The sequence below is a fragment of the Pseudomonas sp. GYB4201 genome (assembly GCF_056312595.1).
Genome location: NZ_JBWGIG010000005.1, coordinates 25,660 through 39,486 on the forward strand (window position 1 = coordinate 25,660; position 13,827 = coordinate 39,486).

The window sequence follows — 13,827 nt, forward strand, 5'->3', positions numbered from 1 at the left end:
CATATTGTTTTCGTTCTGCGTGCTGGCGCTTACAAAAAGCGTTGCGCAGAGAGCTGTGGGCGGGTGCCGGGAACCTGCATACTAGAGCGACACGCAAACAGGACCTCATTCTTTCAGGAGGACGGGATGCACAACGATGGGAAAGTCGTGCCGTTGAACAAGGCCGCTGCTGACCAAGCCAGTCAGACGCCCTTGGCACGCCTGCCCGTTGTCCTCCTGCAAGTGCGCGACAAGGCCGCCCAGCAGTTGCGCCAGGGCTTGCAGGCACTGTTCGACAACGCCGACGACACGCTGTTCGAGATGGCCGACCGGGCCCAGAACAATGTCGAACAGAATACGTTCTTCGAGGCCATGCGCGACCTGCGCCTCAAGCGCAAGAGCATCGAGCGCGGTTTCCTCGAGCGTCTCTACGAAGCCTTTGTCGCCATCGGCCAGTATGAAATCGCCGAGCCGGTGGTGGCTGCCCCGGTCAACTACGACAAGCTCGAGCTGGTGGCCAACGACGACCTGGAGCGCACCGTGGCGCTGGACGCCATGGTGGGCAAGGTGCTGGCCCGCGACGGCTTTGCCCTGGGGCAGCTGACCGCGCGCCTGAACTCCCTGGTGCTGCGCCGCCTGGAAGACGCCAGCAACCCCCTGGGCCCGGCCATGCTCTGCGACTATTTCCTGGAGGCGGGGCGCAACCTGGGCGTGGAGATCAAGGTCAAGCTGATCGTGCTCAAGCTGTTCGAGAAGTACGTGCTCAGCGATTGCGACCAGCTGTACGCCGAGGCCAACCAACTGCTGATTGCCACCGGCGTGCTGCCCGAACTCAAGGCCGCGCCGGCCCGCCGCAGCGCCGACCGGCCCCCGGCCCGCGAGCACCCGCGCCGCGATGACGCCACCGGCCCCACCGCGCCAAGTGCCGCGCAGCTGGATGAAAGCGTGCAGGAAGTGTTCGGCGCCCTGCAGGACCTGCTGCGCCAGTTGCGTGGCAGCGTGGCGCCCAAGCTTGAGGCCAGCCACGAAGCCCAGCCCATCACCACCAACGACCTGATGCGCCTGCTGTCGCACCTGCAGCAGTACGTGCCGTCGTCCCAGGCGGCGCAGGACGACTACGACCTGCGCTACCAGCTGGAACAGCTGCTGACCCGGGTCAGCGTCAAGAGTGGCAAGTTCCGGGTGATCGGGGTGGTGGACGAAGACGTCATCAACCTGATCGCCATGCTGTTTGAATTCATCCTCGACGACCGCACCTTGCCGGATTCCTTGAAGGCGCTGATCGGCCGCCTGCAGATTCCGATGCTCAAGGTGGCGGTGCTCGACAAGAGCTTCTTCAGCCGCGGCAGCCACCCGGCGCGGCGGCTGCTCAACGAAATTGCCTCGGCCGCCATGGGCTGGGGCAACCGTGACGACTATCAACGCGACAGCCTTTACCTGCGCATCGAGCAGATCGTGCAGCGCCTGCTCAACGACTTTGTCGACGACCCGGCGATTTTCTCCGAGCTGCTCGCCGACTTCCTGGCCTTTACCGCCGACGAGCGCCGCCGCAGCGAATTGCTGGAACAGCGCACCCGCGACGCCGAGGAAGGCCGCGCCAAGGCCGAGCTGGCACGCCACCGGGTGCAACAGGAGCTCAACCGCCGGCTGCTGGGCAAGGTGCTGCCGGTGGTCGTGGTGCGCCTGCTGGAGGAAGCCTGGAGCAAGGTGCTGCTGCTGGTGTGCCTCAAGCACGGCGACGGTTCCACGCAATGGCAGGACGGCCTGAACACCATGGACGAGCTGATCTGGAGCGTGGAACCTCATGACGAGCCCGACGCCCACCAGCGCCTGCTGGAGGTGGTGCCCGGCCTGCTCAAGGCGCTGCGCGATGGCCTGACCAGCTCGGCGTTCGACCCCTTTGCCACCAGCGAATTCTTCAGCCAGCTGGAGCTGCTGCACGTGCAGGCGCTCAAGCGTGACGCCCTGCACCCGGCGCCGTTGGTGGCGGGGCAGGAGCCGCCGGCGCTGGTGGCCGTGGTGGAGGAGATCGTGTTGGCCGGCCATGGCGACGCCGAGGCCAGCGAGCCCCAAGTGCGCCTGCCCGCCGATGACCCGGGGCTGTTGCAGGTGGCCAAGCTGCGGCCTGGCTGCTGGGTGGAGATCCAGGAAGACCACGACCACCGCCTGCGCTGCAAGCTGACCGCGATCATCGAGGCCACCGACAAGTACGTGTTCGTCAACCGTACGGGCATGAAGGTGCTGGAGAAGACTCGCAACGGCCTGGCCCTGGAATTCCGCAATGGCAGCGTGCGCATCCTCGATGACGCCCTGCTGTTCGACCGCGCCCTGGATTCGGTGGTCAGCAACCTGCGGCAGCTGAAAAGCAAGTAGACTGCCTGCAATCCTCTTCCTGGAGCCACGGATGCACATCGATCCTGCCACTGGCTGGTGCCAGGGCGCCCAGCACTGCCCTTCGCCGAACTTCAACGAGCGCCCGGACGGCGAGATTTCCCTGCTGGTGATCCACAACATCAGCCTGCCACCGGGGCAGTTCAAGACCGGCCGCGTGCAGCAGTTCTTCCAGAACCAGCTGGACACCACGGCCCATCCTTTCTTCGAGACTATCGCCGAGCTGCGGGTTTCAGCGCACTTCCTGATCGAGCGTGACGGCGAGGTGACGCAATTCGTCTCCTGCTTGCAGCGTGCCTGGCATGCGGGCGTGTCCTGTTTCGAGGGGCGCGAGGCCTGCAACGATTTCTCCCTGGGCATCGAGCTGGAAGGTACTGACTTCGAACCCTTCACCGATGCCCAGTACCAGGCGCTGGCACAGCTGACCCGGCAGCTGTTGACGCATTACCCGGGCATTACCCCGACGCGCATCTGCGGGCACAGCGACATTGCCCCGGTGCGCAAGACTGATCCAGGGCCGCATTTCGACTGGGCGCGCTACCGCGCCAGCCTGGCGGCCAACGAGGGCGAACAATGAGTTTTCTGGTCTTGGTGCTGGTGCTGTGGGTCGAGAAGTTCTCCGCCCTGCGTCACCGCCTGCAACGTGATGGCGCGTGGCTCAAGGAGCTGGCGCGGCTGGAGGCGAAACCGAAACTGGCCAAGGAGCCGGCGCTGATCCTGGCCCTGTGGGTGCTGCTGCCGGCCGTTGTGCTGGGTATCGTGCTGCTGGCGCTCAAGCCTGTGGCCTACGGTTTGATCGCGTTTCCCATCCACCTGTGGGTAGTGATCTACAGCCTGGGGCGCGGTGACGTGAAGGCTTCGCTGGGGCCGTTCCGTGACGCCTGGCGCCGGGGTGATGAGCAGGCCGCGGTGCACGTGGCCGAGCGTGACCTGGGGGTTACCGGGGACGACGAGGCGAGCCTGTTGGCCAAGGTGCAGAACCTGTTCCTGTGGCAGGCCTACCAGAGCTTCTTCGCGGTGATTTTCTGGTACGTGCTGCTGGGCCCGGTGGCGGCGCTGGTGTACCGCCTGCTGGCGCTGGCGGTGGCGCATTCGAAACATCCGGGCGTCGTTGCGCGCGCAGGCAGCATTCGCCATGCCTTCGACTGGCTGCCGGTGCGGGTGCTGGCCGCCAGCTTCGCCCTGGTGGGCAACTTCGTCGCGGTGGGCAAGGTGATGCTGCATGAAGTGCTGCACTGGCACATCGGCGCGAAAAAGCTGATTGCCGACGTCGGCCGTGTCGCCGGCGAGCTGCCGGATTCGGCCGCAGGCGAAGCGGGTGTCGCCAGCCTGGACAACCTATGGGACCTGCTGCTGCGCTCGGCAGTGCTGTGGTACGCGGTGATCGCCCTGTGGACGGTGCTGTTCTGAGGTAGGCGCGGCGCTGCCCGCAAGGGCGGCGCCGCATCCAGTCAGCGATTTTCCGGCTTGCCGTCCAGCGGGTCCAGTTGCGCCCACTCCGCTTCGTCGAGGCCATCGCCACCGCCGATGTCGTCCTCGTCCACCACGCTCAGCGATGAATCTGCCGCGCGGCCACGGCCGGGTTCGTCGGCGTCGCGGGCGCCGTCTTCTTCTATCAAGGTCTCGGGGCTCATGTCGTCGTCAGTGGGCTCATGGTCGTCCATCGAGGCCCCGGTCATGCCGGCTTCGCGTGCGCGGCGTGGTGGCAGTTGCTGTTCCAGCTCCGGGTTGGTCATCTCGTCGCCGATCTTTGCCGATGGCTCATCCTGGTCCAGGTGCAGCTCTTCCATGGAGCCCATGCGGTCTTCGTTGTCGTCGATGGGCGCCGGTTGTGGCGCGTGCATCGGGCGGTGTGACTCGGTCATGGCAATTCCTCATGTTTGGGGCCTTAATAGGGTGGACCCGTGGCCTTCATGAAGATTCCCCCTGTATCGAGCCGGCCATCGCGGCTTGCGCGTGACCCGGCGCGCCCGGCGCCAGTCATAGGTTGCGCACCAATTTCGAGGCTAGAACATGAACGATCTACAGGAACTGATTGATAACAACGCCCGCTGGGCCGAAGGCATCAAGCAGAAGGATCCCGACTTCTTCGCCAAGCTGGCGCGCCAGCAGACCCCGGAGTTTCTCTGGATTGGCTGCTCGGACGCCCGTGTGCCCGCCAACGAGATCGTCGGCATGCTGCCGGGCGACCTGTTCGTGCACCGCAACGTCGCCAACGTGGTGCTGCACACCGACCTCAACTGCCTGTCGGTGATCCAGTACGCGGTTGACGTGCTCAAGGTCAAACACATCCTGGTTACCGGCCACTACGGCTGTGGTGGCGTGCGGGCGTCCATGCAGGACCGCCAGTTCGGCCTGATCGACGGCTGGCTGCGCTCGATTCGCGACCTGTACTACGAAAACCGCCTGGCCCTGGCCGAGCTGCCCACCGAGGAAGAGCGGGTGGACCGCATGTGCGAGCTGAACGTGATTCAGCAGGTGGCCAACGTGGCGCACACCAGCATCGTCCAGAACGCCTGGCACCGCGGCCAGCCGCTGTCGGTGCATGGTTGCATCTACGGCATCAAGGATGGCCTGTGGAAAAGCCTGGGCGCCAACATCAGCGGCTTCGAGCAACTGCCGCCGCAGTACCGTTTGCGCCCGCTGTAAGGACCAGATTCACTCCCGTAGCAGCGGCCGCCAGGCCGCGTCAAAGGCCCCACGCCTATCGCGTCGGGCCCGGACGCAGCCTTCGGCAGCTGCTACGAGTTAGATGCTTTCGGGCACCACCAGCGGTGCCTTCAGGGTCTTGAGCACCTTGCTCACCGGCGCCGTGGCGCATTTCGCCTTGGCCTGCTCGGCCGTGTCGTGGCGCACCGAGGTGTAGAACAGTTCGCAGGTCTGCTCCTTGTCCGTCACTTGCCACTTTTGCATGCACGCGCTGAGGGTCGCCTGGGCGTCAGCCTTCGGGTTGCCGCCCATGCCGGCCTGCCAGCAGGCGGCGCTGAGGTCCTGGCCCATCACCTTCAGGCCCACGGCATCGGCTTCCTGCACGTTGTTGGCGTAGTTGGCCGGGTCTGCCGCGTTCCAGATGTAGCTGGGGTGGTTGGCGCCCAGCACCGGCACGTTCTGGCCAGGGTTGGGGCTGATGCTGGCCAGGCCCAGCACGTTCAGGCTCTGGCCGTATTGCGCCTTGATCCAGGCCCGTACCGGCGCGCCGAACGCGACCATGGGCAGGGTCTGCCCAGCCAGGTTCTGGCTGACCTGCTTGACCATGGTGGCCTGGTAGTCCTGGAAGTAGCCGTATACGCCTTCCAGGTCCTTGCCGGCGGTGGCGGGCGCGGCGATGGGGGCGATGTCGATGATGGTCTGGTAGCCCGGGGTCTGCTCGGCGGCCACGCCGTTGTCGGTCAGCAGCTGGGCCCAGCGGTCAGTGGTGTTGGAGCGCAGGTAGTCCTGGGCCTGGGTCAGCGAATAGTCTGGCGGGAAGTGCAGCAGCTCGACGCTGCGGCGGTTTTCCAGGGCCATGCCCAGCGGCAGGAACAGGTACCAGTTGTAGGCCCACTTGTTGTCGGCGTTGAGCTGGCTGGCGCCCTTGTAGGCCAGGTCGCCGGCGTTGAGCAGTTGCACCAGCGGCTGGTCGTAGTTGTCGGGCACGCCCTTGAGGGTGGCGAACACCTGCTGGTTGTCGGTGGTCACCCGCACGGTGGCCTGGCTGTAGCCGTCGCGCTTCAGGCTCTGGTCCAGGTAGTGCTCGACGGTCTGCTCCAGCGTCCAGTTCTTGTAGCAGATGACATTGCAGTTATTGGGGTAGGCAAACAACTGGGTGACGCGCTGGGTGCTGCCCAGGTCGATTTGGATGTCTGCCTGGGCGGCCCCGGCCAGGGTCAGGGCGGCAAGTGCGGTGGCGAGCGCGGAAACCTTTGGCATGCATAACTCCTTGTCAGTGAGAGGCCGAATAGTGCGCGAGTGTGCGTTACCGGGGAATGCTTTCCGAGAAAAAAAGTGTGTGGTCTTGTAGCCGCTGCCGCGAGGCTGCGCTGGCCAGGATGAACAACCCAAAAATTGCAGCAAGACATAGGCCCAGCGCAGCCTGCGGCAGCGGCTACACTGCGGTGTCATGAAAACCATTTTTATCCTGGGGATGCTGCTGTATGGCGCGGTGGCCCACGCTGACGACCCACGCGACGAAGCCCTGTTCGTGGCCTGGTTTCGCCATCACGATACCGCGGCCTTCGAGCGCTTCCTGGTGCAGCGCAAGGTCGACACCGTGGTGCCGCTGTACCAGCTGCTGCGCACGGCCAGCGATTGGCAGCAGTGCCAGGCACAGCCGTTCGCGGTGCCGCCGGCCAGTCATTGGCCGGCGGTGGAGTCGACCTTGCAGCTGCTGGCCACGCTCAAGCGCGAAGGTGTGCTGGGCCGTTTCGAGGTGGTCTCGGCATACCGCGGCAAGCCCCTGAACGCCTGCGCCGGCGGCGCCGCCCACAGCGCCCATGTGCAAGCGTTTGCCGTGGACCTGGCGTTTCCCGAGGGGAGCGCCGACCCGCAGCGCCTGTGCGATTTCTGGAAGCAGCACGGCGGCGAATGGCAGCTGGGCCTCAGCCGTTACCCATCCGGGCGCGTGCACCTGGACACCACCGGCTACCGCACCTGGGGTGACGACTACAGCGCGCGCACCTCCTATTGCCTGCAGCCAGCGTCAGGTTAGATGCGCCTTGAGCACGCCCAGCACGTCCCGGGCGAAGGCGCCGCTGTGCGCGTTGACCTTGGCGCGAAATTGTACGGCTGGCAGCGCCGGCAATTGCCAGCTGGCCGGCACCGGCACCGTGCCCGGCGGTATCGACGACTCATTCAGGCAGGCCACCCCCAGCCCGGCGCTCAACGCTGACTGCAGGCCGGCCACGCCCGAGGCTGAATGGGCCACCAGGTAGGGCCGTCGGGCGCGCTCGAGAATGTCCAGTGCCAGGCCCTGCAGCGAGCAGGTGGCGGGCAGCACCACCAGTGGCAGGGTAGCGGGGCGTTCGGCGGCCAGGTGTTCGGCGATCACCCAATGCAGGCGTTCGTCGCGCACCGGTTCCACGCCTGCCAGTAGCGGCTGGGCGTGATCGTGGAGGATCTGCATGTACAGGCCGATGTCGAAATCTGCCGGTTCGGCCTCGATCAGCGCGCTCTTGCGCACCGTCACGTGCAGGCGCAGGCCGGGGTAGCGTTCGGCCAGGCGCTTGAGCAGCGGGGCGATGGAGTTGGGGCGGAAGTAGTCGGTGATCAGCAGGCGCAGGTCACCGCTCAGGCCGGTGCCGCGCATGTCGTGCAGCACCTGGTCGTTGAGGTCCAGCAACTGCCGCGCGTGGCCCAGCAGGCGCTCGCCCGCAGGCGTGAGGCGGGTGCCGCGCTTGCTGCGGGTGAACAGTTGCTGGCCGCAGAAGCTTTCCAGTTTCTGCAGTTGCTCGCTGACCGCGGACTGCGAGCGGTGCAGGCGTTCGGCCGCCGCTGCCAGCGTGCCGGCCTCGGCGACCACGGTCAGGGTGTTGAGCAAATCGAGGTCGAAGCGGCTCACGGTCATCACGCCTTTTGCCGAAGGATGTCCTCTGAATATCCCGCTTTTCCGATGATGGGGCAAGGGCGATGATCAGGGCGCAATCCACCCACAAGGAGCAACATCATGCCTGGCCTGACCTTACTGATTTCCGGTGAACCCAAGGACGTCCTGGTGCCTGTGCTGGCGCGGGAACTGACCGAGCTCACCTGCGCCATCCTCGACAAACAGCAGCAGAGCACCACGGTGACCGTGGATTTCCTGCCCCGCACCCAGTGGTTTATCCACAACCGCAGCCTGGCCGAGCTGGGCAAGGACGCCTTCCGCCTGCAGGTGACCATTACTGACGAAACCACCACCAAGGACCAGAAGGCGCGCTTCCAGCGCGAGGCCTACGCGCTGCTGGCCGAGCGCATCGGCAACCTGCACTCGCACTCCAACGTGCACCTGATCGATTGCCGCGCCTCGGCCTACAGCTACGCCGGCATTACCCAGGAGTACCGCTACCAGCACCCCCAGGCCTGAGCCTTACGGGTAGGGAATGGGCGTCAGCACCGGCTGGCCGGCGAAGAAGGCCAGCAGGTTCTGGTTCACCAGGCTTACCGTGGCCTCGGAGGCCTGGGGCGACAGGCCGGCGACGTGTGGCGTGAGCACCACGTTGTCCAGGGCCTTGAGCGCATCAGGGACGGCGGGCTCGTCGTCGAACACGTCCAGCGCCGCGCCAGCGATGGTGCGTTGCTGCAGGGCCTGGATCAGGTCGGCGGTGGCGATCACGCTGGCGCGGGCAATATTCACCACAAAACCGTGCGGCCCCAGGGCCAGTAGCGCGGTTTTGTCGATGGCGTGCTGGCTGCTCGGGCCGCCGGGGGTGGCGATCACCAGGTAATCGCAGGAGGCCGCCAGTTCCACCGGGCTGGCGCAGTAGTGGTAGTCGACGTCGGTGCGTGGGCGGCGGTTGTGGTAGGTGACGGTCATGTCGAAACCGCGCGCGGCGCGCTTGGCGATCGCCAGGCCCACTGCGCCCAGGCCCAGGATGCCCAGGCGGCCGCCTTCCAGGGTGGGGCGGCTGAGCTTGCGCCATTCACCGCGGCGCACCGAGGCATCGGCCCCTGGAATATCGCGCACCAGCGCCAGCAGCAGGGCCATGGCGTGGTCGGCCACCGACGAGGCGTTGGCGCCGGCGCCGTTGGTCACGGTGATGCCGGCGGCGTGGGCGGCGGCCAGGTCCACGTGCTCGTAGCCGGCGCCGATCACGCAGATGATTTTCAGGTGCGGTAGCGCCGCCATTTCATCGGCGAAGAACCCCAGCGGGCCACGGGTGAGCACGGCGGTGATGCGCTGGCCGTGGTCGCGTATGGCGGCGGCGCGCAGCTCGCGGGTGGGCGCCAGAATCAGCGTGAAGCCGCTGTCTTCGAGGATGTGCAGGTAGTCGTTGACGGCTTCCACCAGCACCAGGACCGTTGCGCTCATGGGTTCCCTCCGGAATAAAGTAAGTCAGGCGCCCATTGACCGATTCCTGGCGACAATGGTCAATGACTATTCAAGGCCCTGCGAGTTTATTTCATGTCCTGGTTGACCGACCCCGCTGTCTGGACCGCGCTGTTGCAGATTGTCGCCATCGATTTGCTGCTGGGTGGCGACAACGCCGTGGTCATCGCCCTGGCCTGCCGCAACCTGCCGCGCGAACAACGGCGCAAGGCCATCCTGGGAGGTGTGGCGGGGGCAATCCTGCTGCGCGTGGTGCTGTTGTTCTTTGCCATGCAACTGTTGTCGCTGCCTTACCTGAAACTGGCGGGGGCGCTGCTGTTGTTGTGGATCGGCGTGAAGTTGCTGATTCGCGAAGAGGACGGGCATGCCGACATTCGTGGCGATGTGCACCTGTTCAATGCCATCAAGACCATCATCATCGCCGACGCGGTGATGTCGCTGGACAACGTGCTGGCGGTGGCGGCCGCAGGCGCTGGGAATATCTACCTGGTCAGCTTCGGGGTGTTGATCAGCATCCCGGTGATCGTGCTGGGCAGCCGCCTGGTGCTGGCGGCCATGGAGCGTTTCCCGGTGGTGATTCAGCTGGGCGGGGCGTTGATTGGCTGGATTGCCGGCGGCATGGCAGTGGCGGATCCGGCGCTGGCGGGGTCCCTGCCGGGTAGCGTGGCGGTGCAGCATTATGCCGCCAGCGCGCTGGGTGCAGGGCTGGTGCTGGTGGTGGGGCAGGCGTGGAACCGGCGGCTGGTGGCACGCCGGCTATGACGCGGCCGCGTAGCAGCTGCCGCCAGGCTGCGTCAGGCGGCATGTGCGGTTAGCCTGGCGCACCGTGGCCGCCATGACGCGGCCTGGCGGCCACTGCTACGGGCTCAGAATTTCAGGGCATTGGTCAGGTCGCCCATGGGCTTCTGCCCACGTGCCACCATGGCGTCGTCGCGCTGCTTGAGGCCGTCCAGGGTCTCCAGCTTGAATACGCGGGTGATCAGCCGCAGGATCGACGCGGTGTCATACACCGTGTGGTCCACCGTGCCCTTGCGTGCGAACGGCGACACCACCAGCGCCGGAATGCGCGTACCCGGGCCCCAGCGGTCGCCCTTGGGCGGCGCCACGTGGTCCCACCAGCCGCCGTTCTCATCGACCGTGACCACCACTACCATGTTTTTCCATTGCGGGCTGTTGCGCAGCACCTTCAGGGCGGTGGCGATATGCCGGTCGCCGGCGGCCACGTCCGCGTAGCCGGCGTGCATGTTGAGGTTGCCCTGGGGCTTGTAGAAGGTCACGGCGGGCAGCTTGCCGGCGGCCGCGTCGGCGAGGAACTTGTTGCTGCCGGGCTCGTCGCCCAGGCCACCGTCGCGCAGGCGCTTCTGGCGCTCGGCCGGGTTCTCCGGGCCTTGCTGCTTGAAGTAGTTGAACGGCTGGTGGTGGTACTGGAAGTTGGGGATCTTGGGGATGCCGCCCGAGTCCTTGTACTGGTCCAGGGTGGCCTGCCAGGCGCCTGCGTACCAGGCCCAGTCGACGTTCTTCTTGCTCAGTTTGTCGCCGATGTGTTCGTGGCTCTGGGGCACCAGCACGCTGGCCAGGTCCGGCTTGGAGTAGTCAGGGCGTTCCGGGTCGCGGATCCAGGTTGGCCAGTAGGGCGGCGCCATGGTGTTTACGGCGAAGCCGTCCGGGGTCAGCGCGCTGGGGCCGAACGCCGGGGCGCCGGTCATGGCGCTGGCCGGGGACTTGTCCAGGGGCTTGAGGCGCGTGTCCAGCGGGTCATCGCTCTGCAGCGTGGCGATCTGTTCCTTGGCCACCGAGCTGGTGGCGTTGGGGTAGAACGGCGCGGTGGCGCTGATCAGGTACTGGTGGTTGAGGAACGAGCCGCCGAAGGCGCCCTGGAAGAAGTTGTCGCACAGCACGAACTCGCGCGCCACGTCCCACAGGCGCAGGGAATATTGGGTCTGCGCGTAGTAGCCCATGGTCAGGCCACCGGAGTCGGCCCAGGCCACGAACTGGTCATTCTTGCCGCCGTTGATCTGCATCTGGTTCTGGTAGAACACGTGCCACAGGTCGCGGGTCACCACGCCCAGGGGCAGGTCTTCCTGGTTCGGGCCCTTCAGCGCGAACGGTGCGTTGGGCAGGTTTTCCTGGTACTGCACGCCCGGGGCGTAGGTCACGCCATCCACGGTTTGCGGGCCAAGCTGCAGGGTGCCGCCCCAGGCCGGTGGCAGGGTCTTGAGCAGGCTGCCGTCACGGTCGCGCTGCTGGTGCTCCTCGGGCTTGAGCGCCGACAGCGGTTGTTCCAGGCCAGGGAAGTTGGCGAACAAGTTGTTGAAGCTGCGGTTCTCGGCGTAGATCACCACCACCGTCTTGACGTTGTCGGCCAGCGCCTTGTCCAGCTCGGTGGGCGACAGAGGGTGCTTGTCGGCCTTGCCCGGCTGGTCATTGGTGCTGCCACAGGCGCTCAGCGTCGCCGCGCCCACGCCCAGCACCGCCACGCCACCCAGGAAACGGCGGCGGCTGGTGTCGGGCAGCAAGGGGGAGGAGGGGGCTTGGGTATCGTCAGTCTTGTCACTCATCACGGCATCCCTGGTCAGGCGTAACAAAAAAATACTGGCCGGGAGGGTAGCAGTGGTTTGTGACGGTTGTGGGGCGGGTTTGTGACTGGTGGTGTCGGCTAGCCGTGGTCGTACAGGTCGCCGAACTGTTGCTCCACCCAGAGTACATGCAAGACTCGGCCATCCCTGAACCCTACGAACGGCAATTTTCCCTTCCAGCGGAAGACCAGCAGGGTTACGTCCGCAGTGACGCACGGGGGAATCCTGGCTTTGATCTGGGTGGCGGGCATTCGCTCGGTTCCCAGGCCGTGGCGAGGCGCTGAGTTGATTTGCCCCCAGGTCATTTGACTCAGGGTGAATAGCGCATCGAGGAAAAGGCCCCGTTCCGAGCGGTCGCTTATCGCGGAGATGCAGTGGCTGCGCTGGATGTTCTCCAACGAAAATATTGGTGGCAACTGCTCGGGGCTCCGTTCGGTCGAAACCTCCTTGGGGCTGAGCAGCTTGCTTTGCCTCGCTGGCGCAGATCGCATCCTTTTGACCATCGGAATCTCACTGCACGATTTGAGTGAGGAAAAAACGATGCATCAGGTCGTGGCTGATCAGTTGATTGCAGCCGTCCCGGTAGCTCTGCTTCCAGGGTGTCTCGGCATGGGTCAATTGACGAAGGCGCCACGCCGAGTACTGGCCGTAGAACTCGTATACCTCATCGAGCAATTCACGCTCGCGGTGGGAGAAGCTGTTGAGGTCGAAACCTTCGGGGTGCGGAATATGTCCCGAACCGAATGTCTTGTAGCGTTGATAAAGTTCGGGCACAACGGGACCGTGCAGCCACGCTTCGATAGGTTCAGCGAACAGCGGCGTTTCGTGCAGCGCGAGGCTGAAGCCCTGCGCGTAGTACACCAGCTTCTGCAATTTTAGGTTCGAGATGAGGTCGCCCGCATCTTCGCTGGTTTGCGCGAGAAAATATTGTGCGACGTCGAAGGCGCTGTGCATGAGGGTTCCAGTATTCGTGCATACCCCGCCACGATAGGCGTTCGGCTGATGAGGTTCTATCAGCTCACCCTGAGAAAGGAGTAGGACCTTTCCCAAGGTAATGATTACCCGCTTACTGGCCCAACCGATTGCCCTGCCAATCACGGCTTTCCAGCGCAGCACCCACCAGGGTGTTCGCCATGTTCACCAGATGGTAAAGGGCCATGGCCTGGCTGCGTTGGTCGCCGATGTAGTTGTCGGCGAGTTCGTAGGCTGAGCTGGCGGTGCAGGTCAGCAGTTCGCTGGCGTGCTGCAGGATGTCGTCGATGCCAATGCCTTCGCGCACGGTGAAGAGGTGGTGTTCGTCGTTGTGAGGTTCGGTGTGGGTGGTGAAGAAGCGTTCGCTGGGGGCTGCGTCGAGGGGTTGATGCGGTGGGTCGGGGACGATTTTGGTCATGGTCAAACTCCAGTCTGTTGGAGCTGTCACCCTCGCTGCTAATACGAAGAGGTGGCAGCTGGGCGCGGGTTAGCAGACCGGTAGACTGGCAACCCGGCGCACCCGAAGGTGCCCCACGCACAGCCGCCATGAAGCGGGCGATATGCCGATCTCCTGGTGGGTATGTTTGCCAGTAACTACGGGGCTGCTAATGACCCGGTCGCTGAATATCAGCGACTGTCCAAGGCTAGAGTTCCTGGTCTGGCCGAACAATCCGAAATGGCCGGTCGCAGGGTAGGACATTTCCCAAAGATCTAGAAATGCCACAGTGAGACAAGGTGTTTCATGAAGGCTTTGGGCGGACTTCGCTTTCGGGACGCAGCCTTCGGCAGCTGCTACGGGGGCGGTGTAGCAGCTGCCGAAGGCTGCGTCGGGGGGGGGGGCACGAAGCGTCGATCAGCCCGGCCTGATCATTGCGGAGGACTTTTCCCAAGGCAAAAAAAATAGCC

Annotated in this window: 14 protein-coding genes; 7 read left to right on the forward strand and 7 right to left on the reverse strand. The window is 65.0% G+C overall.

Translation table 11 applies throughout. The features are described from left to right. The first annotated feature begins 126 nt into the window (after positions 1-126). Genes AC0Z2B_RS06100 through ampE form a run of 3 tightly spaced genes read left to right on the forward strand, consistent with a single transcriptional unit; the run spans position 127 to position 3,780 of the window. Positions 127-2,352, forward strand: a complete 2,226-nt coding sequence (locus tag AC0Z2B_RS06100) for a DUF1631 domain-containing protein (RefSeq protein ID WP_476295590.1) — start codon at positions 127-129, stop codon at positions 2,350-2,352. Between the two features lie 31 nt (positions 2,353-2,383). Then, complete coding sequence (gene ampD, locus AC0Z2B_RS06105) at positions 2,384-2,947, forward strand: 1,6-anhydro-N-acetylmuramyl-L-alanine amidase AmpD (RefSeq protein ID WP_416426922.1); 564 nt, start codon at positions 2,384-2,386, stop codon at positions 2,945-2,947. Next, positions 2,944-3,780, forward strand: a complete 837-nt coding sequence (gene ampE, locus AC0Z2B_RS06110) for a regulatory signaling modulator protein AmpE (RefSeq protein WP_476295592.1) — start codon at positions 2,944-2,946, stop codon at positions 3,778-3,780. The genes ampD and ampE overlap by 4 nt, the downstream gene beginning before the upstream one ends. 41 nt (positions 3,781-3,821) lie before the next feature. Here the strand turns inward: ampE and AC0Z2B_RS06115 are convergent, their stop codons facing one another. Next, a complete protein-coding gene (locus tag AC0Z2B_RS06115; protein WP_416426920.1) occupies positions 3,822-4,235 on the reverse strand; it encodes a serine kinase/phosphatase in 414 nt (137 codons plus the stop codon). 148 nt (positions 4,236-4,383) lie between these two features. Between AC0Z2B_RS06115 and can the strand changes: the two genes are divergently transcribed. Further along, the gene (can, locus tag AC0Z2B_RS06120) at positions 4,384-5,019 is read left to right on the forward strand and encodes a carbonate dehydratase (protein ID WP_416426919.1); all 636 of its coding nucleotides are present in this window, start codon (positions 4,384-4,386) and stop codon (positions 5,017-5,019) included. 99 nt (positions 5,020-5,118) lie between these two features. Here the strand turns inward: can and AC0Z2B_RS06125 are convergent, their stop codons facing one another. After that, entirely contained in the window at positions 5,119-6,279 is a 1,161-nt protein-coding gene (locus AC0Z2B_RS06125) for a hypothetical protein (protein WP_476295593.1), read from the reverse strand. A gap of 190 nt (positions 6,280-6,469) precedes the next feature. On the opposite strand from AC0Z2B_RS06125, the gene AC0Z2B_RS06130 reads away from it, so the two are divergent. After that, positions 6,470-7,057, forward strand: a complete 588-nt coding sequence (locus AC0Z2B_RS06130) for a D-Ala-D-Ala carboxypeptidase family metallohydrolase (RefSeq protein WP_476295595.1) — start codon at positions 6,470-6,472, stop codon at positions 7,055-7,057. Here AC0Z2B_RS06130 and AC0Z2B_RS06135 read toward each other — a convergent pair. Continuing rightward, positions 7,049-7,906: a LysR family transcriptional regulator gene (locus AC0Z2B_RS06135; RefSeq protein ID WP_476295597.1), complete on the reverse strand. Its 858-nt coding sequence runs from the start codon at positions 7,904-7,906 to the stop codon at positions 7,049-7,051. The two genes, AC0Z2B_RS06130 and AC0Z2B_RS06135, sit on opposite strands and share 9 nt — an antisense overlap. A 105-nt stretch (positions 7,907-8,011) precedes the next feature. Between AC0Z2B_RS06135 and AC0Z2B_RS06140 the strand changes: the two genes are divergently transcribed. After that, positions 8,012-8,410 (forward strand): tautomerase family protein, encoded by a 399-nt coding sequence (locus tag AC0Z2B_RS06140; RefSeq protein WP_476295599.1) that lies wholly within the window; start codon positions 8,012-8,014, stop codon positions 8,408-8,410. 3 nt (positions 8,411-8,413) lie between these two features. Here AC0Z2B_RS06140 and AC0Z2B_RS06145 read toward each other — a convergent pair whose 3' ends face one another. Further along, entirely contained in the window at positions 8,414-9,355 is a 942-nt protein-coding gene (locus tag AC0Z2B_RS06145; RefSeq protein ID WP_476295600.1) for a 2-hydroxyacid dehydrogenase, read from the reverse strand. A 93-nt stretch (positions 9,356-9,448) separates the two neighbouring features. Here AC0Z2B_RS06145 and AC0Z2B_RS06150 point away from each other — a divergent pair, with 93 nt between their 5' ends. Further along, positions 9,449-10,135, forward strand: a complete 687-nt coding sequence (locus AC0Z2B_RS06150; RefSeq protein WP_476295602.1) for a TerC family protein — start codon at positions 9,449-9,451, stop codon at positions 10,133-10,135. 104 nt (positions 10,136-10,239) lie between these two features. Here AC0Z2B_RS06150 and AC0Z2B_RS06155 read toward each other — a convergent pair whose 3' ends face one another. From AC0Z2B_RS06155 to AC0Z2B_RS06165, 3 genes are all read right to left on the reverse strand, one after another. Then, positions 10,240-11,931 (reverse strand): acid phosphatase, encoded by a 1,692-nt coding sequence (locus tag AC0Z2B_RS06155; protein WP_476295603.1) that lies wholly within the window; start codon positions 11,929-11,931, stop codon positions 10,240-10,242. Between the two features lie 528 nt (positions 11,932-12,459). Further along, entirely contained in the window at positions 12,460-12,903 is a 444-nt protein-coding gene (locus tag AC0Z2B_RS06160; RefSeq protein WP_476295604.1) for a Panacea domain-containing protein, read from the reverse strand. A gap of 112 nt (positions 12,904-13,015) precedes the next feature. Further along, positions 13,016-13,339, reverse strand: coding sequence for a DUF6124 family protein (locus AC0Z2B_RS06165; RefSeq protein ID WP_476295605.1), 324 nt, complete (start codon positions 13,337-13,339; stop codon positions 13,016-13,018). Between the last annotated feature and the right edge of the window lie 488 nt (positions 13,340-13,827).